This is a genomic window from Enterobacter sp. Sphag1F (assembly GCF_014193275.1).
Classification (GTDB): Bacteria; Pseudomonadota; Gammaproteobacteria; order Enterobacterales; family Enterobacteriaceae; genus Pantoea; species Pantoea symbiotica.
Genome location: NZ_JACHZD010000006.1, coordinates 244,604 through 268,095 on the forward strand (window position 1 = coordinate 244,604; position 23,492 = coordinate 268,095).

Consider the following 23,492-nt stretch of genomic DNA (forward strand, 5'->3'; position numbering starts at 1 on the left):
AAGACAACGTCTTGCAGACGTTGTCTTGAATTTAATCCGTAGAACCGGCTAATACTTTAAGTGCATGCGAGAAGAAGTCGCGCCGACCAAAATTACCCGATTTAAGTGCCAGCGCTAGCGGCTGCTCGCTCATAGCAAAGAGGGCGGGCACGCCTGGATCGATTTCGCGGCCAACCTGCAGTGAACCCAAATTCAGCGCGCTGACCACGGCGCCCGAGGTTTCTCCGCCGCCAACCACTAAACGCTGTATGCCCGCCTCGCGCACTAACTTACGTGCCGTATCACCAAACAGCCGGTCAAGGCGTTGCGAGATATTGTGCTGGCCAAACTGCTGCTGCATTTGCTTTACGGTTGCGGGATCGCCTGAGGAATAGATCAGCGGGCAACTGTCCTGATGTGTGAGGATAAAATCCACGAGATCATCAGCATTAATGCGTTCCGCCATTACATCCTCAATCTCTATCGCCAGCACCGCATGCTGTTTTTGGTGCTCTTCGATTTGTCCACGCGTCGCGCCTGAACAACTGCCAACCAAAATAGCGCTGGAACCTTTAATGGCAGGAAACTCACTGTTATTACCTTGTGCTTTACCGGCGCTGATGAAGTTGTGCGGTAGGGCAAGCGCGATGCCCGATCCACCACTGATTAGCTTCTCACCCGCAGCGGCGATGCCAATAAGCGTTAAATCGTGATCGCTTATGGCATCCACGACCACCAATTGCGCTTCCTCATCTGCACGGGCATTTAGAATCTCGCGCAGTGCTTCACTACCTTGCACCACTTGCTGCCAGCCAATATGACTAACGCGTGTTTTCGCCTGACGCGCCAGCAAACGGCGGATGTCCGCATCCTTCATGGGCGTCAAAGGATGATGCTCCATTCCGGATTCATTTAGCGGCCGGTCGTGTACAAACAAATTGCCCTGATAAACCGTACGGCCCATAGTGGGAAACGCCGGGCAGACAATCACATTGTGCGCGGCTAATCGCTGAGCCAGCGCGTCGAGTACCGGACCAATGTTGCCAGAGTCGGTCGAGTCAAAGGTCGAGCAATATTTAAATACGATCTGCGCACAGCCTTGCTGCAATAGCCATTCACAGGCAGCCAGCGATTGTTGAACAGCTTCCTCCGCTGGCAGAGAGCGAGATTTCAAGGCAATAACGCCAGCTTGCACCTGTTCATCTGCAGATTGATGCGGTACGCCAAGATATTGCGTCGTGCGCAAACCGCCTTCGCCCACCAATCCTTTCGACAGAGTGACGGCGATATCGCTGGCACCAGTAAAATCATCGGCGATGACCCCAATCAGCATGATGAACCTCCAATCGCTGACTGCATTTTTTTCACCGCCGCATGCGGGGCCGTTAACACTGGAATCGAAACTTTCTCCCGCACGGCGTAGGCGGCGCGCGAGGTAGAGAAGTGCGCCAGCATAATTACATCGCAGTGACTCAACTGCGGCGCGAACTCTGCGACCAGACGATTGTGGTTGCCGACATCGCCTTTACGCAGCAGGTCTATGGCATCCGGAACCAGCACGGTTTCCAGTGTCGCGGATGAACCAATTTGTTCGGCATAGTGATAAAACTCATCGCACATCGTCACGAGTGACGGACCAAAGGTGGCCAGCATGCCGATGCGTTTGCCTTGCTGCAGTGCAGCCTCGAACATCGCTTCGTTCGGTTTCAACACCGGCACCGGCAAGGCCGCAGAGAGCTCATCAATCGCTGGACCAAAGGCTGAGCAGGTCACCAGAATACCTTGCGCATTCATTGCATAACCGTAGCGGCCAAAAGTAACGAAGCGATCAATCAACTGCCGCGAAAGCTGTTCTTCTTTTGCGCGATCCACTGTCAAACCATCATCCAGCAAATTCACCACTTCAGCCTCTGGCCAAAGATCGTTAAAAGCTTCCTGAATAGGAGACATCGCCACCGGCGTGGCATGCAGTAAAACTATGCGTTGGCTCATCATTTTCTCCGACACCAGCGATACATAAGTGAATTACAGCACACCATATCTGAGGTAGAATGAAAATGTAAGGGCTTACATTTGTCTTCATATGGTGATGTCCGTCACATAAAAAAACTGCGCATCTGTCAGGATGTAAGTGAATGCATTCGTCTGAATGCTTAATTTGAAATCGCTTACTTTTGGCTAACCCTGAGAACGCACTATGACCATTCGTGGAGAAACCACCGCTATTAACGTTAACGTGACACCCGAAGCGCAGGTGCGCCCTGCGAATACGGTGCCACGCCATTTTCGTGATTTGCTGGCGCTGGAAGATTTTGAACGCTATGCGCGTAAGCGGTTGCCGAATATGATTTATCAGTATGTGAAAGGCGGCGTGGAAACCGGCAGAGGACTTGCTGCCGCGCATGAGGCTTATCAGCAATATGTATTTGTGCCGCGTATGTTCCGCGATGTTTCTGGCCGGGATCAGCGTGTGAATTTATTGGGCCATGATTGGGCGCATCCATTCGGTGTTGCTCCGCTTGGCGGCGCGTCGTTTGTCAGTTACCGGGCTGACTTAATGCTGGCGAAGGCCGCACGGGAAATGAATGTGCCAATGATCCTCAGCGCCTCGTCGCTGATTCCGTTAGAAGAGGTGATCGCCGCTAATCCCGACGCCTGGTTTCAGGCCTATCTGGCGGGCGACCAACCGCGTATCGATCGCCTGGTCGACCGCGTTGAACACGCCGGTTATAAAACGCTGGTGGTGACCGGTGATACACCGATGCTGGGTAACCGGGAACACAACACCCGCAGTGGCTTCAGCATGCCGATAAAAATTACCCCGAAAGTGATGTGGCAAAGTGCCATGAGTCCGCGCTGGCTGCTGGGCACGGTGGCGCAAACCTTTCTGCGTCATGGTGCGCCGCACTTCGAAAATACCGATGCTGAACGCGGCCCGCCGATGATGTCGAGCAAAGTGCGTAACACCAATGCACGCGACAAACTGAGCTGGAAACACGTTGAAGCGATTCGTAAAAAATGGAAGGGCAATCTGGTGATTAAAGGGCTGATGTCGCCGGATGATGCTTTCATTGCGCGTGATCTCGGCGCGGATGCGGTGATTCTCTCCAATCACGGTGGCCGTCAGCTGGATCACACGGTGCCACCGCTGCATACACTCGCTGAAATAGCGGCGGCGAAGGGCAATATGAAGGTGATTATTGATAGCGGCATCCGTCGCGGCACCGATGTGATGAAAGCGATGGCGCTGGGCGCGGACTTCGTGTTTCTTGGTCGTCCATTCCTGTATGGCGCGGTGATTGGCGCACAGGCGGGTGTAGAACATGCCATGCATATCCTGCGGGATGAAATCGATCGCGATTTAGCACTGATAGGCGTGACGCGACCTGAGCAACTCAATGCTGCGCTGCTACGTCGAGCACCCTTTTTCGCCCGCGAGGATTAATCATGGAATTAACGATTTATAGCGCGCTCGCACTGAGTGCGCCGTTTAACTCGCTGGTTGCGCAATGGCAGTCGCAAAACCCCGATATACCGCTGGCGATACGCTGGCATCCCAGCACCATCATCGAAAAAGAGCTCAACGCCGGCGCCGAAGTGGATGTGGTGATCGCTACGGTTGAGACGCTGGACCGCCTGTCACAATCGGGTTTGGCGGATGCGGGCACGCGTATCGAACTGGTTGATTCTCCCATCGGAATTGCGGTGCGGGCGGGCGCTGCACAGCCTGATATCAGCAATCGCGAAACGTTGATTCAGACTTTGTTAGCTGCGCGTTCGGTGGCCTGGTCAGAAGCCGGAGCCAGCGGTGTCTGGTTCTCGCAATTGTTGAAACAACTCAACATTGATACGGAGCTGCGCGCACGTGGCACGGTAATTCCTGCTGGTTTCACCGCCGAGCAACTGGTGAAGGGCAATGCTGATCTGGCCGTACAGCAGATCAGCGAACTGCTAATGGTGGAGGGCATTGAGGTCGTCGGACCGCTGCCAGCGGGCACACAGCAGGCGATTTCACTCTCGGCTGCTGTGTTAAGCCACGCCCGACAACCGGAGCAGGCGCAGAGTTTCCTGGCATGGTTGAAAACGCCGTCAGTCACGGACGTGTTCAACCGTTTCGGCATGGATAGACGCGATTAGCGTTCCTGACGGGGCACCGAGCCGCTGCTGCCCCGGACAATCAACTCGGTACTTATCTGCGTCTGCATTGGTGCGGGTAAGTTATTCAGCGAGTTCAACAAATAGTGCGCTGCGTGTTCACCAATCGACGCTAAATCCACACGCATGGTGGTCAGCGGATGCTCCAGATGTTCAGCGTATTCATAGTCGTTGAAGCCAACGATGGAGATATCATTCGGAATGCGCAGATAACGCTCGCTCGCCGCACGCATGGCACCAAACGCCAGCAGATCGTTACCGCAGATGATGGCGGTTGGCGGCTGCGGCGCATCGAGTAAACGAAACACTGCTCTGCGCGCATCATTCATGGTGAAGGCATTATCAATCAGATGCGTATCCGGCAGCGTCAATCCATGCTGCTGCAGGGCGCGGCGTGTACCATTCAGACGTTCTGAAATACGATCGTTCGAAGGCGGCGTGCCGACAATCACCGCAAAACGCTGATGCCCTAATCCCAGCAAATGCTGCGCCAGGGTTTCAGCCGCACCTTCGCTGTCATAACCGACACAGGGTCTTTCGCTGTCTTGCGAAAAGGTCTGCACGCAGGCGATATCTTGCTGAACGATGCGCTCCCAAAGTTTAGGATGATGAGTATTGCCCACCAGCATCAAACCGTCGATACCGTACTCAATCAGCTTGTTAACTTCTTTCAGCTCGGTTTCAGGATCGAAGTTGGAGTTGGCTAATAGCAGCGTGTAGCCGGCTTCATGAATCAGTTGCTGAAAGGCCGCCAGCGGGCGCGAAAAGGTTTCCGTCGCCAGCGTGGGTACTACCGCGCCAATCGTCATGCTGCGGCGTGAGGCGAGGGTGCGCGCGGCGCGGTTAATCACATACCCCAATTCCTCACAGGCCTTTTCCACCGCTTCACGGCGTGACGCTTTGACCGTGGTGCTGCCGTTTAATACGCGTGAAACCGTCGCCGTTGAAACGCCAGAGAGACGCGCAACATCATCCAGTGATACGCGGCCAGATCCATTTTGCTTCTCACTCATCAAGTCACTCCTGCAGAAAGAGTGAGCTTGTCCACAAAAATTGCAGACACCTCACAGGTAATTTTGAAAGCGCTTACTTTTGGCTTGACTGAATTTTGTAATCGCTTACTTTTGACATCATGTTATCAGGTTGGGTGTGCCTGCTCACGTTTTTTAACACGATCGTGAATTGTCACCCCCAAATTTAACCACAACGCTGACTGCCGCCGCCCTAAGGCCGCAGAACCTGTGTTAACCCTATATAAATCATAAAGGAATTCACCATGCGCAGATATCCACGAATTCGCTGGCTGATGATCGTGTTCTGCTTTTTCGCCATCGCAATCAATTACATCGATCGTATCAACCTCGCGATCGCCGCACCGCACATCAAAGCAGATTTAGGCCTCGATGACACCAGCATGGGGCTGATTCTGGGCGCCTTCTTCTGGACGTATGCGCTGATGCAAATTCCGGCTGGACGCCTACTCGATCGTCTCGGTGCGCGTGCTGGACTGGCCATCGCCGTCGGCTGGTGGTCGTTGTTTACGGTGTTTACTTCGTTTGGTAAAGGATTCACTTCTCTTTTTGCGGCGCGCTTAGCATTAGGTCTGGGTGAGGCGGGGGGAAATCCTGGCTGTGTCAAAGTGGTTTACAGTTGGTTCCCGAAAAAGCAGCGTGCAACGGCAAGCGGGATCTTTGATGCCGGTCCGCGTGCCGGTAGCGCGCTGGCGCTACCTCTGGTTGCCTGGCTGATCAGCGTATGGGATTGGGAAACGTCCTTCATCGTGACTGGCGCGTTAGGGCTGATTTGGGTGGTGATCTGGTTAGTCTTCTATCGTGAGCCTGAAGAGATGAAAGGCCTCGATGAAACAGAGCGTCAGAATCTGCTGGAAGATCGTGCTTTGCCCACTACGCAGGCTGACGCAAAAGTTGAATTGTGGTCACTGTTCCGTCATCGCAACGTGTGGGGAATGATGATTGGCTTCTTCTGCATGAACTTCGCCACCTATTTCTTTGTGACCTGGTTCCCAACTTATCTGACAGTGGCACATGGTTTTTCATTGAAAGAGCTGGGGACGCTCGGTGCGATCCCTGCACTGATGGGGATTCCGGGAAGTCTGCTCGGCGGGATTGTGTCAGATACCCTTTACCGCAAAGGATTCAGCCTGACGGCTGCACGTAAAACCTGTCTTATCAGCGGGATGTTGCTCTCCAGCGTGATTGCTTTCGCCGCATTCACCGACAGCATTACGGTGATCCTGACACTGTTCTCCATCACTTACGCCGGTTTAGCTTTCACCGCCGCCAATATCTGGACGCTGCCAGCCGATGTTGCGCCTGCCAGTAATTACGTGGCCACGCTGGGCGGCATCCAGAACTTTGCGGGCAACCTGGCCGGGATTGTTACTGCCTCGTTTACCGGCCTGATGCTGAGTCTTAGCCACGGTTCATTTGTGGTGCCGTTGCTGGTGGCGGGCGGAATCTGTGTGCTGGGTGCGCTGACCTTTATGTTTGTGCTCGGCAAACTGGAGCCATTACCGATCAGCCCTAAACCTGATGCCAACGTCATAGCTACCGCCAATCAATAAGAGGAGAAACTACATGCAAAACGAACAGTTCTTACGCGAAGAGATTTGTCAGGTGGGAGCCGATCTGTTTAACCGCGGCTATACCACCGGCACCGCAGGAAACATTAGCGCTCGGCTAGAGGATGGCTGGCTGATTACGCCAACCGATGCTTGTCTCGGACATCTCGAGCCAGGCCGGATTGCCAAGGTCAATCGCGAGGGTAAATGGGTTTCGGGCGACAAACCGTCGAAGACTTTGCTGTTGCATCGCCAGATTTACGATCGCAACCCGGAGGCGCACGGTGTGGTGCACACCCATTCCACACATCTGGTGCAACTTACGCTGGCAGGCGTATGGCAGCGCGACAGTATTTTGCCGCCGCTTACGCCGTATCAGGTGATGAAAGTCGGGCGAATTCCATTAATCGACTATCGCCGCCCTGGCCATGTCGACGTCGCTGCACAGGTGGCTGAGCTGGCCAATGATGTTCGTGGCGTGATGCTGGAGAGACTTGGCCCGGTGATGTGGGGTAAATCCGTTTCAACGGTGAGCTTTGCGTTGGAAGAGCTGGAAGAAACTGCGCGACTTTGGCTGAACTGCGTGGATAAGCCCGCCACGCTGCCAGAACAAGCCGTATTGGAGCTGTGCGAACACTTCAATACGCGCTGGTAAACCCCTCACTGTTCCTTACAATAAACGAGACCCAAAGATGAAAAAGACGGTAATAGCCGCAGGCATGATGCTCTTTGCTTCCACGGTTTTGGCGCAGGAAAAATCCTTTGTCTACGTATCCAATGGCGATAGCGGTACGGTGACGGCCTACGAGCTGCAAAAGGCGCAGCGCCAGCTGAAACCGATTGGTGAATACCCCAGCGGCCTGAAAAGTATGCCGATGGTGGTATCGCAGGATAACAAGACACTTTATGTCTCCGTCCGCAGTCAGCCTTACCATGTTTCGGCCTGGCATATTCAAACTGATGGATCGCTGCAGCATTTTGCGGATACACCGCTGCCAGAAGCGATGGCGTATGTCGCGCTGGATAAGAGCGGTAAATTCCTGCTTTCATCTTCTTATGGTGGCGATCTGTTTAGCATCAATCGCATTGCCGCGGATGGCAAAGTTGAGAGCGCGCCGGTGCAGATGGTGCATACCGGCAAGCGTGCGCATTCAATTCAGACCGATCCCAGCAACCAGTTTCTCTATGTACCGCTGCTGGGTGCCGATCAACTGCTGCAGTACCGTTTCGATAGCCACAGCGGAACCGTCACGGCGAACACGCCAGCGTTTGTGAATATCCAACGCGAGTCGGCAACCGGACCGCGTCATTTCACCTTTGCACCGCAGCGGGATGAGAAGGGTGAGCAGAATCTCTATGTGCTGACCGAAATGGCCGGCAACATCTCCCGCCTGACTTTGAACAAAGATGGCACCCTGACGGAACATGAAGCGACACCGTCACTCGATCCGGCCATTGCCGCCAACATGCAGCGTGGTGAAGCGCGACCACTGACCGGCGATGATGATTTGCCAAAATCCGCCAAGCCGCGGTTATGGCAAGCTGATATTCATATCACGCCGAATGGACGTTTCCTTTATTCTACCGAACGCACCAGCAGTCATATTACTGCATTTCATGTTTCACCGAGCGATGGTCGATTGACGTTGATTAATAGCACGCCAACAGAAGCTCAGCCGCGTGGATTTGCTATTGATAATTCCGGGCGCTATTTAATTGAATCGGGTCAGAAGTCGACACAAATTTCGCTCTATTCCATAGATCAAACCACTGGCAAACTGACATTAATTGAGCGCGTCCCCACCGGCAAGGGCGCTAATTGGGTCACCATCGTTGAGTAAATTTCTGCTCTACTTAATTAATTGGTAAGAAAAGGAGTCTTCATGTCGACTATTCGCAAAGCATTATTAAGCACATTATTATGCTCAACGCTTTTAAGCGCAGGATTACCGACACAAGCGGCTGAGCAAGGTGTTGCCACCGATCTGGAACCGCTGCACCACGTCATTCTGGAAAATAAATACGTCACGGTGATGCGCGTATTAATTCAACCCGGACAATCCACGCTATTTCATGAGCAGCATCTGGATTATGTTAATACGCACATTGAAGGCAGTCCGGTTAAAATAGAGTATCCCGACAAGCCGGTAAACATGACCGAAATGAAAAGCGGCAATGTTAAATTCGGTGAGCATCAAGGGAAATCGGATACGGATAAGGTCACCAATACCGGAAATAACGTCAATCATCAGGTGGCGTTCGAAATTAACATCCCAGGCCCACAACATTTTGGTAACGCTTCGCGGCCTGACAATGCCGCATTTAGTCAGGTGCTGGATAAGAAAACAGTGAGAGGCTGGAAGGTCACGCTGAAGCCTGGCGCCAGTACCGGCGAATATACGCAACACGGGCCTGGCGTGCGCGTGTTCTTTACCGAAGGGCGGGTACTGATTGCCGATCAAACTCATACCAATCGGGTAAAAGAAGTTTGGGTACATCCCGGCGATGCCTTTTTAACCGAGCCAGGTAAAGTCGATATAACGGCGGCAAGTGGCGAAAATATCATCTTCAATGATTATGAGTTGTTATAGCACTGTTTGTATTTTGTGAATTGACGTTGTCTGATAATGTGCACTTCTGTGGGTTGCCACAGAAGTGCATTATTGTTTTTACCATACTAATAATTATTTACCGGAAGCAATTACAATGAAAGCAAGAAAGGTGAGACAGTGTTGTCTGCCTTTCGCGTTGAGCATTCTGATGTCAGCCACATTTTCAGCTCACGCTGAAGATGCGGCTGAGTCTGCGGCTCTTATTGCGAAAGGCAAGTATCTGGCTATTGCTGCGGACTGTGGAGCTTGCCACACCGCACCGAATCAGGGCAAGGAAATGTCGGGTGGCTATATTATCTCCTCGCCGTTGGGGAATATTGTTGCCAGTAATATCACGCCATCAAAAACCGCCGGCATTGGCGATTATAGCGAACAAGATTTTGTTAAAGCCGTGCGAAGTGGCATTAATAAACAGGGGCAGCATCTTTATCCGGCGATGCCTTACACCTCATACGCAAAAATTTCTGATGCCGATATGCACGCGCTGTATGTTTATTTTATGCACGATGTAAAAGCAGACGAGAATGTACCGCCAGCAACGGATTTGCCTTTCCCATTTAATATTCGTTCAAGTATGTTCTTCTGGAATATGCTGTTTTCCGATAATAAGCCGTTTATTCCGGTAAAAGATAAATCGGATGTTGTTAATCGCGGTGATTATCTGGTCAATGCATTGGCGCACTGCGATACCTGCCATACGCCACGTAACGCGCTGATGGGGCAAAACAACGATCAGGCTCTCAGCGGCGGCAGCCTGGGCAGTTGGTACGCGCCGAATATCACTCCCGATCAACAAGCCGGCATTGGCAACTGGAGCGATGCGGAGATCGCGCAATATCTTAAAACTGGCCATGTTGCAGGCAAAGCGCAGGCAGCAGGCCCGATGGCGGAAGCGGTCGAGCACAGCTTACAGCATCTGTCTGATGACGATATCAATGCGATAGTGGCTTATCTGCGGCAGATCCCCGCGGTGACTCAGGCTACGAACTCGCCGCGCGACGCGCTTGGCAAACCCGCAACAGATGAAGCGGCGCTGCGAGCGGTTAAAAATCCCGATGCAGGCTGGCAGGTTTACGCCAGTTCTTGCGCTAACTGCCATCAGGCGGATGGTGCTGGCAATCACTTCTATCCTTCGCTGTTCCACAACACCGCCACCGGCGCACCACAGGCCGATAACCTCATTGCCACTGTTGTCTACGGCGTACATCGTCAGGTTGATGGAAAAGATGTCGTCATGCCAGCTTTTGGCCCGGATGGGTTATTTACCGATCGATTAAGCGACCAGCAAATTTCCGACGTCAGCAACTACGTGCTGAAAAACTTTGGTAATGCTCAGCTGAACGTAACGCCTGAACAGGTGAAAACCGTGCGTGAAGGCGGCGAGCGTCCACTGATTGCACGCCTGGCGCAGCCTGCTGCGTGGGGCGGAGGCGCGATAGCTGTCATTATTTTACTGGTGCTGCTGATTTCAATTTCGCGCAAGGGGAAAAAACATGGCGCATAACCTTTCCCGGCGTCGTTTGCTGCAAGGCATGGGCATTTTGTCACTCGGCGCGATGTGTAATTCCCTGTTCCCGGCGCGCGCTCTGGCTGCAGAGCAGATGGCTGAAAATGGTTTTCTGATCGTTTCGCAGTTCCTGGTCAGTCGCCCGGTCGGCCCGATGCTGGGACAGCGCTACTACGATGCCTTGAATCGCCATAATGCCGAATTCACGCACCAGCTCAGCAGCCTGCAGGCATTGTTGCAGCAGCATAATTTTGCCCATGTCGACGATTTCCTTGCCGCATTTGGTGCAGATAATCCTGACTGGCAAACGGCAAAACGCATCATTTCAGCGTGGTACACCGGCGTTGTCGGCGACGGCAGCGATCTGGAGTTGATCGCTTATGCCGATGCGATGATGTACCTGCCCACCAAAGATATTCTGGTGGTCCCAACCTATGGCGGCGGGCCGTTCTACTGGGCAGTAACGCAAGATGGCAAAGTGGCAACCACAGGAGAAGGCGCATGAGTGCACAAAAAGTCGATGCCGATGTGATCATCATTGGCTCGGGCGTGATGGGCGGGTTGATCGCCTGCCAGATGGCAAAAGCCGGTAAATCAGTCATCATCCTTGAGGCAGGCCCGCGTGTCTCTCGCCAGGAAATCGTCGAACGTTTCCGTAATTCCCCGTTCAAGATGTCGTTAACCAATATCAAATTACAGGGCGTGGGTTCGCCTTATCCCAATCCGCCACATATTCCTTCTACCTACGGTGACTATTTGCAGCAGGTTGGGCCGGTTAAATATCCCACCAAATACCTGCGCGTTGTCGGTGGTACAACCTGGCACTTTGGCTCCGCACTGTGGCGTATGATCCCCAACGATTTCAAACTCAACACCCTTTATGGTCGGGGCCGCGACTGGCCCTTTGGCTACGAAGAACTGGAGTCGTGGTATGGCAAAGCCGAGTATGAGCTGGGCGTTTCAGGTGTCGATGGACAAGACGAAAGTGGGCAGGGCGGCAAAGCCTGGCCACCGCGATCTACGTCATTCCCGATGCCGGGTTTGCCAACCAGTTATCTGTTTGATCGCCTAACTGAGATGCTGGGTAAAGGCGGTTATAACCCGGTGCTGGAACCGAACGGTCGCGCGACTAAGCCGTGGGGCAAGCGCCCAATGTGTGGCGGAAATAATAACTGCAATCCGGTTTGCCCGATCGCCGCCAAATATGATGGCTCGATGCATATCGATGAAGCGGAGCGTTTGGGAGCAAAACTGCTGGATAACGCGGTGGTGTACCGCATAGAGGCAGCGGATGATGGCACAATTACCGGCATTTGGTATAAAAAGCCGGATGGTTCCGAGCACCATTTAACCGCCAACTACTTTGTGCTGGCGGCCTACGGTATTGAATCGCCGAAGCTGCTGTTGATGTCGACGTCTGAGAAATATCCCAATGGCATCGCAAACTCTTCCGATCAGGTTGGCCGCAATTTGATGGGCCACACCGGCATCAGTATGAACGTGATGATGTCGGAAGATGTGTGGCCAGGTCAGGGGCCGACCGAATTGCTGGTGTATCTGAACAACCGCGATGGCGTATTCCGCAAGGATTTCCCCAGCTACAAGATCAAAGTGCGTAACACTGTGCCAACCGCCGATTATGCTGCATCGCTGATTGAGAAAGGCGTGCTGGGCTCCAAACTGGATGCTGAGATCCGCCGCCAGTCGGCACGCTCGCTGAACTTTGCTATCGATTTTGAAACCTTGCCGCTGGCGGAAAACCGCGTTACGCCGAGCAAGACGAAAAAAGATGCGATTGGTATTCCGTTGCCGGAGATTTACTACAGCGTGACGGATTACTGGCATGCCGGAAAAGAAGCGGGGCTCAAAGATTTTCACAAGTTTGCAGAACTGCTGAATGCGGAAATATTGTCGATTGATACCAAGTTTCAGGATCGCCAGCACATCATGGGCACCACCATTATGGGCGATGACCCGCATAATTCGGTAGTAGATCGTGATTGCCGCACGCATGATCATCCCAATATGTGGATTGCCGGAACCAGCGTGATGCCGTCAGCATCTTGTATGAACCCGACCTTAACCGGCGCCGCGTTGAGCTTGCGCCTGGCTGAGCATATGTTGCAAACCATGAAGACGGAAGTAGCAGGTTAAGAGTGAATCGGTCGCCATAGATGGCGACCCTATGTTCACCCGGTGCGCACCGGGTGAAACAATCACTTTTTATTCGAAATCAGCGTGCCTTTCAGACCGTGCGGCTCAGAACGCAGATACTGCGGTGGTGCTTTGGCCTGCGCACCCAATTCAGCGGCGGCATGCCACGGCCAGCGTGGGTCGTAAAGCACCGCGCGCGCCAGCGCGATCAAATCCGCATCACCTTCCTGCAAGGCTTGTTCTGCCTGCTTCGGCTCCGTAATCAAGCCAACGCCAATCACCGGAATCTTCACCTGTTTACGGATGTCGCGGGCAAAAGGCAGCTGATAGCCGGGACCAACAGTAATTTTCTGCTGCGGTGACAGGCCGCCGCTGGAAACGTGCACGTAATCGCTGCCCGCCGCTTCGAGTTGCTGGCTGAAGACAATCGACTGCTCGACATCCCAGCCACCGTCAACCCAATCCGTTGCCGAGAGGCGCACGCCAACCGCCACCGAATCCGGCAGGGCGCTGCGCACCGCCTGAAACACTTCCAGCGGGAAACGCAGACGATTTTCCAGCGAACCACCGTATTCATCCTCACGCTGATTACTCAGCGGCGACAGGAACTGATGCAGCAAATAGCCGTGCGCGGCGTGCAGTTCAATTAATTGAATACCGAGTTTGGCGGCACGCTGCGCGCTGTCAACAAAGGCTTGTTTCAGGCGCTCAAGGTCCTGTTTCGTCAGCCCCACCGGCGCGCGATCTTCAGAATTAAAGGCTTGCGCGGAAGGCGCAACAGTTTGCCAGCCGCCTTGTTCCAGTGACAGCTGATTGCCACCGAGCCACGGTGCGGCGCAGGACGCTTTACGTCCGGCGTGACCAAGTTGAATACCAAATGGAATGTCCGAATATTGACGGAGATCGTGCAGAACGCTGGCCAGCGCCGCTTCCGTTGCATCGTCCCACAAGCCTAAATCGCCGGGAGAAATACGTCCGGCCGCTTCAACTGCCGTCGCCTCGATGATCAGCAAACCGGCGCCGGAAAGCGCCAGTTGCCCGAGATGAATGCGGTGCCAGGCGCTGGCTTTGCCATTCTCAGCGGAGTATTGGCACATCGGCGCGATCACGATGCGATTATCGAGCGTTAACTTACCCAGTTGCGTCGCACTAAACAGTAAACTCATTGAAACCTCATCATCAGTGGCTGAAAGGCTTTAAGCTTAGGGCCAAAAGCGCATTTTGCAGAGGGCTATGAGTTTGAATGTTGTAGCAAAAAGTAAGTTAAGCGGAATGTGCCCAGCAGATTAAAAACTACTGGGCGAAAATTACAGAATAAATTCGCTGAACTTAGCCTGATTATTCACCAGATAGGCGGGAAAGTGTTCGGTGGTCAGCGCTTGTTTACACATTTTCCTCTCTCTGCCCCAGATATCTTTGCCATTTTTTAGCGCATCAAGAATATGGTCGCAGTTATTAAATTGCGGCAAATCATATTCGGTGTGGGAAATTGACGACATTTTTTCCGATATGCGTTCTGGTCGCATAATCCACGAGAAATGCCAGCCTGCGGATGCCATATTTTTATTGCGCAGCTTGAACAAATTCCATTTTATAAAGCTGGATTTGATCGGGCTTTTTTTAACGTTGCGGAAGTCTTCTGGCTTACCGCCAAAGAAACCGTTGAGATGCTTAAAGGTTGTCGCCCGTGGGAATGACCAAATTCTCGGTGTACCATCGGCGTTGAATACCTGCAGATTGAACTGATAATTATAGAAATTCATATGTAGCGTGGTACACAGGCTGTGCTTGTTCAGTTTTAATACTGCCTGTGGATCAGGTATTTCATCCACGTCTGATACGATGATAATGTCGTCATTAACCGCAGAACTCAGCCCCTTCATAATGGCATTTCGCGTGTGGGCTTCATTCTTCCAGGCATCGACGATGTCATTATTAAAGAAGGGTGTTTCGTCAAAGACGATATAAATAATCTTATTTTTGAATTCTGCAAATTTATTAATATCGAAATGCAGGTTTCTTGGCTTGCCGGTGAAAGTATGGGTGGATTCAACGATGACGAAGCGGTCGACAACGTTGTTCAGAGTATGCAAACGAACGTCGAGCAACATATCTTCGTCATAGTATAAAAAACAATCATAAATCATAGGTTTTCCGCGTTACTTTGTGTTCAAAATAGCTTGCCCTCTAATGTAAGTATTGTGTCATGCTTTTAACAATTAATGCGGATAACCGATAAAATTTTGTCGCTTTTGTATGTAAATATTATCGCTTTTAAAACGCCGCCGATCGCCAGCCGCGCGCTTTATCATTGCCGGTGCGTACCGCCAGCGAATGCGCTGCACGTTGCGAACGCGCCATCACCTCTTTTTGATTGAGCTGGGTAAACTCACCGGCGCGCAGCAGATAAGCGCCATCGACAAACACATCGCTGACTTCATGGCCCAGCGCTGAGTAGACCAGCGACGAAACCGGATGATGGATCGGCGTCATCGCCGGATGCGAAGTATCGACAATTACCACATCAGCGCGTTTGCCAACTTCCAGCGAACCCACCAAATGTTCGAGGCCAATGGCACCCGCACCATCGATGGTAGCCATCTCCAGCACTTTCTCCGCCGTCATAATGGTGGGATCGCGATGCACGCCTTTTTGCAGCAGCGCCGCCACTTTCATCGCCTGGAAAAGATTGTGATTGTTGCTGCTGGCTGGGCCATCTGAGCCTAAACCCACGGTTAAGCCGGCGGCCAGCATCTCCGGGATCGGCGGCACGCCGGAGGCGAGATAGAGATTGCTGCAGGGATTATGCGACACGCGCGTGTCGTGATGTTTGAGCGCGCGGATGTCGCGCGAGTTGCACTGCACGCAATGCACCGCCAGCACATCAGGGCCGAGGAAGCCGATATCGCTGAGGAATTCGGTATCGCTGGCCTGAAAACGCAGCTGCGCCTGTTCAATCTCAAAATCGGTTTCCGCCACGTGCGTGGTGATCAGCACGCCGGTTTCATTCGCCAGCTGGCGCGTGCCGCGCAGCACTTTTTCATCCAGCGCCCAAATCATGCTCGGTGCCAGACCGACTTTTACCCGGCCATCGACTCTGTGATAACGATTAATCACTTCGCGCGCATCGGCCAGCGCCTGTTCCGGCGTTTCAATCAGTTCAGCAGGAATGCCGTGCTCAGCGCCGCTGGTGAGGAAGCCGCGACACACATGACCACGAATGCCGCTGACTTCAAAGGCCTCGATCACTTTGGCAGTTAATCCTGGCCGTGGATGCGCATACATAAAATCGACCAGCGAGGTGACGCCCGAACGCAATGATTCCATGCAGCCGTGCAGCGCGGCGGCGTAGACATCTTCTTCGGTCAACGCCACGGCGCTGGGGCCGGTCATGCAGGTGAACCACTTTTTCAGCACCATGTCATCGCCAAGACCTTTCAGCAACGTCTGAAAGAGATGCGTATGGGTGTTCACCATGCCCGGCATGATAATACGTTCGCGGCAGTCGATGATTTCCGCTTCCGGGTAACGCTGCTGCAATGCATCGCGCGTGCCAATGGCGCGAATGATCTTATCTTCAATCAGCAAACTGGCCTGTTCCAGAATCTCGCGCTGCGGATTCATGGTGATAATCCAGCCGTCAGCCAGCAGGTAACTCATTATTGGCGCTCCAGTTGCTGCTGTAATTCGGCGGCATTGACCACAAAACCAAAGCATTGCTGCACGTTATACAGCGTGGCATCGCGGCAATAATCGGGCGAGGTGGTGGCGCTGCAATCTTCCAGCAGCAGGCAGTCGTAACCACGGAAATTAGCGTCTTGCAGCGTACACAGCACGCATTGATCGACATTAACGCCAGCAAACAGCAGGGTGGTGACGTTAAGATTTCGCAGGATGCTATCGAGCTCGCTATCCTGAAAACCGGACATACGGTATTTGTTGACGCGAATGTCTTCGGCATCTGGCGTCAGTTCGTCCACCACCTCCGCCGCCCAGCTGCCGGCCTGCAACACCGGCGCGCCGGAAACCGGCAGCGGATCGCCTAATCCCACGCCATCACCGTTCGGGTTATAGACGTGCAGCAAGGCGGGACTGAGATTGAGCTTATCGGCGCGGTTGCCCCAGTTGAGCCAAATCACCGGCACTTCAGCGGCGCGCAATGTCGGCAGCAAGGCTTGCAGCGGTGCAATTGGTGCACGCGCGGGTGTGACATCAACGCCGATATGCCCGAGCCAGCCTTCGGGATGACAGAAGTCGTTCTGCATATCAATCACCACGATAGCCGTACGCTGCAGATCAAAAATCACCGAGCGGTCGCGCGTGGTGAGCTGCACGGTACGCGATGCCTGCGCCGGTCGACGCGTATCAACCACTTGCGGTGAGACACGCCACTGATTATGTCGACTGCTGCCTAAAACGTTCTCCGGCATATCAGGCTCCCGTTAACACGCGCAAATCTTCTTCATCCAGCGTGACAGGGTCACCGCTGCGAATCAGCTCCGAGAAGCCTTCATTCGGCGTCATCACCGTTAGCGTGTAGAGTTTGCTGTTGCCGGTGTTACGAATCGCGTGATCGTTACCCGGATACAGCAGCAACGAATCGCCTTTGCCAATCACCAGTTCTTCGTCGTTACAGCGCGCCACGCCTTCGCCGTGTAATACATAGAAGAACTCGTGCGCGGTGGCGTGCTCATTCGGGGGCGTGGCGCCGCCGACGTTGAAAATCTCCACCACGAAGATGTTCTCAATGCCGTCTAACGGCTTATCGAACAAGATGGCGAAATAGTTGCTGCTATCCGGACTGATACGGAACGCCTTCACATCCGCAAGATTGTTGAAACGAAACGATTTCATACGTTATTCCTTTCGATAAGGCTGCGTTAACGCGCCAGGTTGCAATGTGCGTCCCACCACGCCGGACATCGCCAGAATGGTGAGCAAGTAAGGCAGCGCCAGCAGCACCTGCGGCGGCAGCGTGTTTTCAAACAGCTGCAGCGACAGTTGCAGGGCATCTGCGGCGCCAAAGATAAAGGCGGCGACCAGCGCTTTCAGCGGGCTCCAGCGGCCAAAGATGACAATCGCCAGCGCGATAAAACCTTGTCCGCTGACGATGTTGTCGCGGAACAGGCCGATCTGCGCAGTGACCAGATAGCTGCCCGCCAAACCGGCACCAACGCAGGAGAACAGCACGCCCCACGTGCGGATCTTTAACACGTTGAGTCCGGCGGCATGCGCCGCGCGCGGGTTTTCGCCCACCGCGCGCAGCGACAGGCCAAAGCGGGTGTGAAACAGACCAAAGTGCGCCAGCACCGCGAGCAGCAAAGTGAGATAGAGCGGCAGCGGCTGCTGGAACAGAATCGGGCCAATAAACGGCAGCGAAGAGAGCAGCGGCACATGCCAGGGTTCGAGCATGGGGATGGTGGGCGAGGAATCGTTACCCATTACCAGCGCGTAAATCCAGGTGGCTAATCCGGCGGCCAAAATATTGAAGACGATGCCCACCACAATCTGGCTGGCATGGGCGCGCAGGTAGAGCGCCGCCAGCACGCAGCCAACCAGCAACCCGCCAACGCCTCCGGCAATTAAGCCCAGCGCGGTCGATCCACTCTCCACCGCCATCATGTAGCTTGAAAGCGCGCCGAGCAGAATGGTGCCTTCAATGCCGATATTCAGCACGCCAGAACGTTCGGCATAGATTTCGCCCAGCGCCGCCAGTAATACCGGACCGGCAAGGCGCACGGCGGCGGCCAACCAGCTGACGAAAAAGGCGGTATCGAGATTCATCCACAGATTCATGATTGTTCCTCCGCCAGTTGGCTGCGCGATTTACGCTCGCCGGGCAGGTTGATGCGGTAATAGCGCAGCAGATCGCCGGCCAGAATCAGTAACACCACCAGACTTTGCAGAATCAGCACCACCGAAGTGGGCAAGCCGGTTTGGCGCTGCATCGCGCTGCCGCCGACTTCCAGCCCGCCGTAGAGAATGGCGGTTGGGATCACCAGCAGCGGATTGAGGCGCGCCAGTAAGGCCACCACCACGCCGATAAAGCCGACGCCGCCGGAAATCCCCTCCATCAGGCGATGTTGCACACCCAATACCGCGCACAATCCTGCCAGCGCCGCCAATCCACCGCCGAGTAAAACCGCACCCATTTGACGGCGATTGACATCCACGCCGCTGTAGCGCGCCGCACGCGGATTCAGTCCGGCGATTTTGATTTCGAAACCAGCGGGCGTGGCGCGCATCAGCCAGAAGACGAACAGCGTGGCGACCAGCGCAATGGCGATGCCCCAATGTGCGCGCATGCCGTTCATCACGAACGGCAACCAGCTCTCCACCGGCAAACGTGGTGTTTGCGGCAGATCGCCCGGCGCACGCATCGGACCGGAAACCAGATATTGCACCATGAACAGCGCGACATAGTTGGCCATCAGCGAGATCAGCACATCATTGCCGCCGAACTTCACCCGTAACGCGCCAACCCAACCGGCCCAAATCGCGCCCGCCAGGAAGGCGGTAATCAGCACCATCGGCCAATAGAGCAGCGCGGGAATCGCCCACGGAAAACCCTGCGGCATGCCGGAAAGGGCGATCCAGCTGGCCGCTGCGGCACCGAGTAGAAAACAGCCTTCAAAGCCGATATAACCGAGCCCGGCGCGCCACACCACGATGGTAGCCAACGCAATCAGCATCAATGGCGTGGCTTGTACCAGGCTGAGACCGAAGCTGCGTAGCGAGCCAAACGCAGCGTCAAACAGGAAGCCGTAAGCGGAGAGCGGATTGCCGCCAAACGGGATAAACAGCAAACCGGCAATAACGAAAGCGGCCAGAATGCCGCATAAACTGGTCAGCATCAGCGCGCCGCTGGATTCGGCGGGCGCCAGACGTCGCTCAAGCAGCTTCTTCATGATCGCCTCCGGTTTTTTTCAGGTGCGCACCTGCCATCAGTTCGCCGAGGCGTTCTGGCGTGGCGTCGGCGGCATCCATTTCACCGGCAATCTGGCCGCTGTACATCACCGCGATGCGATCGGAGAGATTGATAATTTCCTCCAGCTCGGCGGAGATCATCAGAATGGCGCAGCCGCGATCGCGTGCTGCCATCAAACCTTGCCACACGCTCTCAATCGCGCCGACATCCAGCCCGCGCGTTGGTTGTTCAACCACCAGTAAGCAGGGATTGCTGGCGACTTCGCGGCCGAGAATCAACTTTTGCAGGTTGCCGCCGGAGAGTTTGCCGGCTTCAAAATCGGCATCTGGCGTGCGTACCGCAAAGCGGGCGATGATGTCGCTCGCATGCTGGCTAATGCGCTGACGGTCCAGCAGCCAGCCGCCCGCGCGGGTAAAGGTGCGCTGGCAGCCGAGCATGGCGTTATCGCTAATCGATAAATCGGTGACCGAACCGACGCCGCGCCGATCCGCCGGGATAAAGCTGATGCCTTTATGGCGGCGCGTAGCGGGGGAATCGTCGCTGATATCTTCGCCATTCAGCAGAATGCGACCGGCTTCAAGTTCGCGCAGGTTGAGCAACGCTTCCGCCAGCTCCGATTGGCCGTTACCTTCGACACCGGCAATGCCAAGGATTTCTCCGGCGGCGACATTGAGCGAAACGCGCCAGATTTTTTGCTGGCCGCTGGCATCACGCACCGCAATGCTATCCACCTGCAACACGGTTTTGCCCGGCTGACACGGCGTTTTTTCGACGCGCAGCACCACTTCGCGCCCAACCATGCGGCGTGCCAGATCGCGTTCCGAGGTGTCTTTAATGTCCACCGAATCAACCATTTTGCCGCCGCGCATCACTGAAACATGATGCGCAATCGCCATGATCTCATACAGTTTGTGAGTGACGATCACCACCGATCGGCCTTCTGCGCACAGTGATTTCAAAGTAGCGAACAGGCCAGCTTTCTCCTGCGGCGTCAGCACCGCCGTCGGTTCGTCGAGAATCAGCACCTGCGCATCACGGTACAACAGCTTGAGGATCTCCACGCGCTGCTGCACGCCAATTGGCAGATGCTGCACTTTCGCCCAGGGATCGATCGCTAACCCATGTTTATCCGACAGCGCCTGCAAACGCGCCGCCGCTGCGGGCAAATTGAGCACGCCGCTGGCGCTCTCTTTCAGACCCAGCACCACGTTTTCCACCACGCTCATTGGCTGCACCAGCATAAATTCCTGATGCACCATGCCAATGCCGCAGGCGATGGCATCGCTGGGATCGCGAAAACGCTGCGCTTGGCCATCCACCACAATGCTGCCTTCATCGGCCTGATACAGGCCGTAAAGGATTTGCATCAGCGTGCTTTTTCCCGCGCCGTTTTCACCCAGCAGCGCGTGGATTTCACCGGCTTTGATGCTGAGCGACACGTCGTCATTGGCCACCACGCGCGCAAAGCGTTTGGTGATGTTGTTTAGCGCGACGCGGATGTTTACTGTTGCTGTCATGATGATTAAACCGTTGGCTTCAGCGCGCCGCTGTCAAGCTGCTGCCAGATCTGCTGGAAGCTCGCCCACGCGCTGGCGCTGACCAGTTTGGCGTTGTAGTGCTCGCTACCATTGACCACCGACCAGGCTTTGCCGACGGTGGGATGCCATTCGTCGCCGCCTTTGAAGGTTTTATTCGCCACTGATTCGCCAACCTGTTCCACCATCCAGTCGAGGTTCTGGCGGAAGCTGCAGGCAACGTAATCGGGCGAAACATCGCGCTGATCGACATAGCAGCCGATGGCTTTGACTTTTGCCGCTGCCGCGCCTTGCATCGCGCCGAGGCCGGTGACGTCAGCCGCATGCCAAATCACATCCGCGCCGTTACCAATCATGGTGGTGGCGGCTTCACGGCCTTTGGCGGCGTTGTCGTAATCGCCGGTGACAACGCCCATGCCTTTAATGCCCGGACGGGTTTTCTCTGCGGCCTGAATAAAAGCACGCATCATCGCCTGCTGCGTAGGGTTATCGCCGCCGCCGACAAAGCCAACCGCTTTGCCTTTTTCTGAGATCAGCGCCGCCAGCGCACCGGCGGCATACGCGCCTTGCAGATAGGCGAGGTTGACGTATTCGACGTTGCCCGGTGATTTCTCGCCTGGCTTGAAGGTGGAGGCGAAGAAGTAAGTGTCAGGATATTCCGGCGCGATTTCGGCAAACGCCGAGCCGTATTCAAAGCTGTGGCCGATGATCAGCGTGTAACCATCATCGGCGTAGCCACGAATGGTTTGGTCCATCTGCGCCTGCGAAACACTTTCGCTGTGCGCGACGGTGAAACCGGCTTTTTGCAGGCTCTGTAATCCGGCATACGCCAGCGAACTCCAGCCGCCATCGGCAACCGAGCCGGGCAACAGCAAGGCGATTTTTATGGTGTTATTCGCCGCCATCGCTTTGCGCGACAACATCGGTGCCAGCGCGGGTAACAACAGCGCGCCAGCCACTAACTTCGCAAACTTTCTGCGGGATACGTCTGCCATCATGTGTTCTCCTGGTGTGGTTTTGATGTATTAATCACCGGAAGAGCATTATCTTAAAAGCATCATTTTTAGCACTTACCGATGCCTAAAAGGCAACGCAGGGGGAATATGCTGCAACATCGTTTGTTTGTGTATATCGATCAGGTAGCGCGCAGCGGTTCGATTCGCAAAGCGGCTGAACGTCTGCACATCTCCGCTTCGGCGATTAACCGCCAGTTGATTGCGCTGGAGGAGGAGCTGGGCACGCCGCTGTTTCAGCGCTTGCCGCGCAAAATGATCCTTACCGCCGCCGGTGAAGCGCTGATTCATCATGTGCGCCAAAGCTTTAAAGAGATTGAAATTGCGCAGATGAAAATCGAGGAGCTGAAAGGGCTGCGGCGCGGTGAAGTGACGGTGGCGATGATGAGTGGATTAGCGGCGAACCTGATTCCGCGTGTGGCCTCGGAGTTTCGCCGCGCCAATCCGCGCGTGAAATTACTGCTGCAACAGCTCACCACCGGCGAGAACATCACTAACGCGGTGGCAAGCGGCGACGCCGATTTAGGGATTGGTTTTGATTTCGAGCTGCAGCCAGTGCATCGCAACATTGCCAGCGTGCCGGTGCGATTGGGCGCGGTTGTAGGCGCGGGGCATCCGCTGGCGGAGAAATCCAGCTTACGCTTGAGTGATTGCTTGCCGTATCCGGTGGTGATTGCCGACAAATCGATGGTGATTCGGCCGTACCTGAATGAAGTGTTCGCACGTGCCTCGATCAATCTGCAACCGGTGATTGAAACCAACTCTATCGAGGTGATGCGCCAGTCGGCGATGATGGATCAAACCCTGACGTTTCTCACACCGATTGATATTGAGTCCGACCAGCGCAGCGGCCGCTTGATCTATATTCCGGTACGCGAACTGGCGCAGCACACGCAAACGCTGATGTTGATCGGCCACGATCGCGGCACCAGCGCGATTGGTAGCGTGTTCGCCGAAACCATTAAAGGGATGATGTCGGCGTTGCGTTAATCGTTTGCGCAATAAATTGCAACGTTGCGGGTTTTGTA

22 protein-coding genes are annotated in these 23,492 nt (G+C 54.5%); 10 read left to right on the plus strand and 12 right to left on the minus strand.

Annotated elements, in window-relative coordinates; genetic code table 11:
- Positions 1–31 precede the first annotated feature (31 nt).
- The gene (otnK, locus tag FHW71_RS19430) at positions 32–1,312 is read right to left on the minus strand and encodes a 3-oxo-tetronate kinase (protein WP_179452633.1); all 1,281 of its coding nucleotides are present in this window, start codon (positions 1,310–1,312) and stop codon (positions 32–34) included.
- On the minus strand, positions 1,306–1,971 hold the full coding sequence (locus FHW71_RS19435; RefSeq protein ID WP_179452632.1) for an aspartate/glutamate racemase family protein: 666 nt from the start codon (positions 1,969–1,971) through the stop codon (positions 1,306–1,308). The genes otnK and FHW71_RS19435 overlap by 7 nt, the downstream gene beginning before the upstream one ends.
- A 205-nt stretch (positions 1,972–2,176) precedes the next feature.
- On the opposite strand from FHW71_RS19435, the gene FHW71_RS19440 reads away from it, so the two are divergent.
- Both FHW71_RS19440 and FHW71_RS19445 read left to right on the plus strand, forming a co-directional pair.
- Entirely contained in the window at positions 2,177–3,424 is a 1,248-nt protein-coding gene (locus FHW71_RS19440) for an alpha-hydroxy acid oxidase (RefSeq protein WP_179452631.1), read from the plus strand.
- A gap of 2 nt (positions 3,425–3,426) precedes the next feature.
- Complete coding sequence (locus FHW71_RS19445) at positions 3,427–4,116, plus strand: substrate-binding domain-containing protein (protein WP_179452630.1); 690 nt, start codon at positions 3,427–3,429, stop codon at positions 4,114–4,116.
- Here the strand turns inward: FHW71_RS19445 and FHW71_RS19450 are convergent.
- The gene (locus tag FHW71_RS19450) at positions 4,113–5,147 is read right to left on the minus strand and encodes a LacI family DNA-binding transcriptional regulator (protein WP_008106269.1); all 1,035 of its coding nucleotides are present in this window, start codon (positions 5,145–5,147) and stop codon (positions 4,113–4,115) included. The two genes, FHW71_RS19445 and FHW71_RS19450, sit on opposite strands and share 4 nt — an antisense overlap.
- 263 nt (positions 5,148–5,410) lie before the next feature.
- On the opposite strand from FHW71_RS19450, the gene FHW71_RS19455 reads away from it, so the two are divergent.
- The 7 genes from FHW71_RS19455 to FHW71_RS19485 all read left to right on the plus strand — a co-directional run bounded on the left by FHW71_RS19455 (position 5,411) and on the right by FHW71_RS19485 (position 12,988).
- Positions 5,411–6,718: an MFS transporter gene (locus tag FHW71_RS19455; RefSeq protein ID WP_008106267.1), complete on the plus strand. Its 1,308-nt coding sequence runs from the start codon at positions 5,411–5,413 to the stop codon at positions 6,716–6,718.
- 13 nt (positions 6,719–6,731) lie between these two features.
- Entirely contained in the window at positions 6,732–7,370 is a 639-nt protein-coding gene (locus FHW71_RS19460; protein ID WP_179452629.1) for an aldolase, read from the plus strand.
- Positions 7,371–7,407: 37 nt separating this feature from the next.
- Positions 7,408–8,556: a beta-propeller fold lactonase family protein gene (locus FHW71_RS19465; RefSeq protein WP_179452628.1), complete on the plus strand. Its 1,149-nt coding sequence runs from the start codon at positions 7,408–7,410 to the stop codon at positions 8,554–8,556.
- Positions 8,557–8,598: 42 nt separating this feature from the next.
- A complete protein-coding gene (locus FHW71_RS19470) occupies positions 8,599–9,306 on the plus strand; it encodes a hypothetical protein (RefSeq protein ID WP_179452627.1) in 708 nt (235 codons plus the stop codon).
- 115 nt (positions 9,307–9,421) lie between these two features.
- Positions 9,422–10,831, plus strand: coding sequence for a c-type cytochrome (locus FHW71_RS19475; protein ID WP_179452626.1), 1,410 nt, complete (start codon positions 9,422–9,424; stop codon positions 10,829–10,831).
- On the plus strand, positions 10,821–11,339 hold the full coding sequence (locus FHW71_RS19480) for a sorbitol dehydrogenase family protein (RefSeq protein ID WP_179452625.1): 519 nt from the start codon (positions 10,821–10,823) through the stop codon (positions 11,337–11,339). Before FHW71_RS19475 ends, FHW71_RS19480 begins: the two co-directional genes overlap by 11 nt.
- Positions 11,336–12,988, plus strand: a complete 1,653-nt coding sequence (locus tag FHW71_RS19485; protein ID WP_179452624.1) for a GMC family oxidoreductase — start codon at positions 11,336–11,338, stop codon at positions 12,986–12,988. The genes FHW71_RS19480 and FHW71_RS19485 overlap by 4 nt, the downstream gene beginning before the upstream one ends.
- A gap of 62 nt (positions 12,989–13,050) precedes the next feature.
- Here the strand turns inward: FHW71_RS19485 and FHW71_RS19490 are convergent, their stop codons facing one another.
- The 9 genes from FHW71_RS19490 to FHW71_RS19530 all read right to left on the minus strand — a co-directional run bounded on the left by FHW71_RS19490 (position 13,051) and on the right by FHW71_RS19530 (position 22,449).
- Positions 13,051–14,154: an NADH:flavin oxidoreductase/NADH oxidase gene (locus FHW71_RS19490; protein ID WP_179452623.1), complete on the minus strand. Its 1,104-nt coding sequence runs from the start codon at positions 14,152–14,154 to the stop codon at positions 13,051–13,053.
- 141 nt (positions 14,155–14,295) lie between these two features.
- Positions 14,296–15,135 (minus strand): benzoate transporter, encoded by an 840-nt coding sequence (locus FHW71_RS19495; RefSeq protein ID WP_179452622.1) that lies wholly within the window; start codon positions 15,133–15,135, stop codon positions 14,296–14,298.
- Between the two features lie 127 nt (positions 15,136–15,262).
- Positions 15,263–16,648, minus strand: a complete 1,386-nt coding sequence (locus tag FHW71_RS19500) for an amidohydrolase (protein ID WP_179452621.1) — start codon at positions 16,646–16,648, stop codon at positions 15,263–15,265.
- Entirely contained in the window at positions 16,648–17,418 is a 771-nt protein-coding gene (locus FHW71_RS19505; RefSeq protein WP_179452620.1) for a cysteine hydrolase family protein, read from the minus strand. Before FHW71_RS19505 ends, FHW71_RS19500 begins: the two co-directional genes overlap by 1 nt.
- A gap of 1 nt (position 17,419) precedes the next feature.
- Entirely contained in the window at positions 17,420–17,842 is a 423-nt protein-coding gene (locus tag FHW71_RS19510) for a cupin domain-containing protein (RefSeq protein ID WP_179452619.1), read from the minus strand.
- Positions 17,843–17,845: 3 nt separating this feature from the next.
- Complete coding sequence (locus FHW71_RS19515) at positions 17,846–18,784, minus strand: ABC transporter permease (protein WP_179452618.1); 939 nt, start codon at positions 18,782–18,784, stop codon at positions 17,846–17,848.
- Positions 18,781–19,896 (minus strand): ABC transporter permease, encoded by a 1,116-nt coding sequence (locus FHW71_RS19520; protein WP_179452617.1) that lies wholly within the window; start codon positions 19,894–19,896, stop codon positions 18,781–18,783. The genes FHW71_RS19515 and FHW71_RS19520 overlap by 4 nt, the downstream gene beginning before the upstream one ends.
- Positions 19,880–21,433 carry an ABC transporter ATP-binding protein gene (locus FHW71_RS19525; protein ID WP_179452616.1) on the minus strand — a complete coding sequence of 518 codons (1,554 nt, stop codon included), beginning with the start codon at positions 21,431–21,433 and terminating at the stop codon, positions 19,880–19,882. Before FHW71_RS19525 ends, FHW71_RS19520 begins: the two co-directional genes overlap by 17 nt.
- A 5-nt stretch (positions 21,434–21,438) precedes the next feature.
- Positions 21,439–22,449: a BMP family protein gene (locus FHW71_RS19530; RefSeq protein ID WP_179452615.1), complete on the minus strand. Its 1,011-nt coding sequence runs from the start codon at positions 22,447–22,449 to the stop codon at positions 21,439–21,441.
- A gap of 105 nt (positions 22,450–22,554) precedes the next feature.
- Between FHW71_RS19530 and FHW71_RS19535 the strand changes: the two genes are divergently transcribed.
- Complete coding sequence (locus FHW71_RS19535; RefSeq protein WP_179452614.1) at positions 22,555–23,454, plus strand: LysR family transcriptional regulator; 900 nt, start codon at positions 22,555–22,557, stop codon at positions 23,452–23,454.
- The last annotated feature ends 38 nt before the right edge of the window (positions 23,455–23,492 follow it).

Bases quoted from the DNA above. Each gene is read 5' to 3' on its own strand.
- otnK (WP_179452633.1), bottom strand. From the start codon at position 1,312: ATGCTGATTGGGGTCATCGCCGATGATTTTACTGGTGCCAGCGATATC.
- FHW71_RS19435 (WP_179452632.1), bottom strand. From the start codon at position 1,971: ATGAGCCAACGCATAGTTTTACTGCATGCCACGCCGGTGGCGATGTCT.
- FHW71_RS19440 (WP_179452631.1), top strand. From the start codon at position 2,177: ATGACCATTCGTGGAGAAACCACCGCTATTAACGTTAACGTGACACCC.
- FHW71_RS19445 (WP_179452630.1), top strand. From the start codon at position 3,427: ATGGAATTAACGATTTATAGCGCGCTCGCACTGAGTGCGCCGTTTAAC.
- FHW71_RS19450 (WP_008106269.1), bottom strand. From the start codon at position 5,147: ATGAGTGAGAAGCAAAATGGATCTGGCCGCGTATCACTGGATGATGTT.
- FHW71_RS19455 (WP_008106267.1), top strand. From the start codon at position 5,411: ATGCGCAGATATCCACGAATTCGCTGGCTGATGATCGTGTTCTGCTTT.
- FHW71_RS19460 (WP_179452629.1), top strand. From the start codon at position 6,732: ATGCAAAACGAACAGTTCTTACGCGAAGAGATTTGTCAGGTGGGAGCC.
- FHW71_RS19465 (WP_179452628.1), top strand. From the start codon at position 7,408: ATGAAAAAGACGGTAATAGCCGCAGGCATGATGCTCTTTGCTTCCACG.
- FHW71_RS19470 (WP_179452627.1), top strand. From the start codon at position 8,599: ATGTCGACTATTCGCAAAGCATTATTAAGCACATTATTATGCTCAACG.
- FHW71_RS19475 (WP_179452626.1), top strand. From the start codon at position 9,422: ATGAAAGCAAGAAAGGTGAGACAGTGTTGTCTGCCTTTCGCGTTGAGC.
- FHW71_RS19480 (WP_179452625.1), top strand. From the start codon at position 10,821: ATGGCGCATAACCTTTCCCGGCGTCGTTTGCTGCAAGGCATGGGCATT.
- FHW71_RS19485 (WP_179452624.1), top strand. From the start codon at position 11,336: ATGAGTGCACAAAAAGTCGATGCCGATGTGATCATCATTGGCTCGGGC.
- FHW71_RS19490 (WP_179452623.1), bottom strand. From the start codon at position 14,154: ATGAGTTTACTGTTTAGTGCGACGCAACTGGGTAAGTTAACGCTCGAT.
- FHW71_RS19495 (WP_179452622.1), bottom strand. From the start codon at position 15,135: ATGATTTATGATTGTTTTTTATACTATGACGAAGATATGTTGCTCGAC.
- FHW71_RS19500 (WP_179452621.1), bottom strand. From the start codon at position 16,648: ATGAGTTACCTGCTGGCTGACGGCTGGATTATCACCATGAATCCGCAG.
- FHW71_RS19505 (WP_179452620.1), bottom strand. From the start codon at position 17,418: ATGCCGGAGAACGTTTTAGGCAGCAGTCGACATAATCAGTGGCGTGTC.
- FHW71_RS19510 (WP_179452619.1), bottom strand. From the start codon at position 17,842: ATGAAATCGTTTCGTTTCAACAATCTTGCGGATGTGAAGGCGTTCCGT.
- FHW71_RS19515 (WP_179452618.1), bottom strand. From the start codon at position 18,784: ATGAATCTGTGGATGAATCTCGATACCGCCTTTTTCGTCAGCTGGTTG.
- FHW71_RS19520 (WP_179452617.1), bottom strand. From the start codon at position 19,896: ATGAAGAAGCTGCTTGAGCGACGTCTGGCGCCCGCCGAATCCAGCGGC.
- FHW71_RS19525 (WP_179452616.1), bottom strand. From the start codon at position 21,433: ATGACAGCAACAGTAAACATCCGCGTCGCGCTAAACAACATCACCAAA.
- FHW71_RS19530 (WP_179452615.1), bottom strand. From the start codon at position 22,449: ATGATGGCAGACGTATCCCGCAGAAAGTTTGCGAAGTTAGTGGCTGGC.
- FHW71_RS19535 (WP_179452614.1), top strand. From the start codon at position 22,555: ATGCTGCAACATCGTTTGTTTGTGTATATCGATCAGGTAGCGCGCAGC.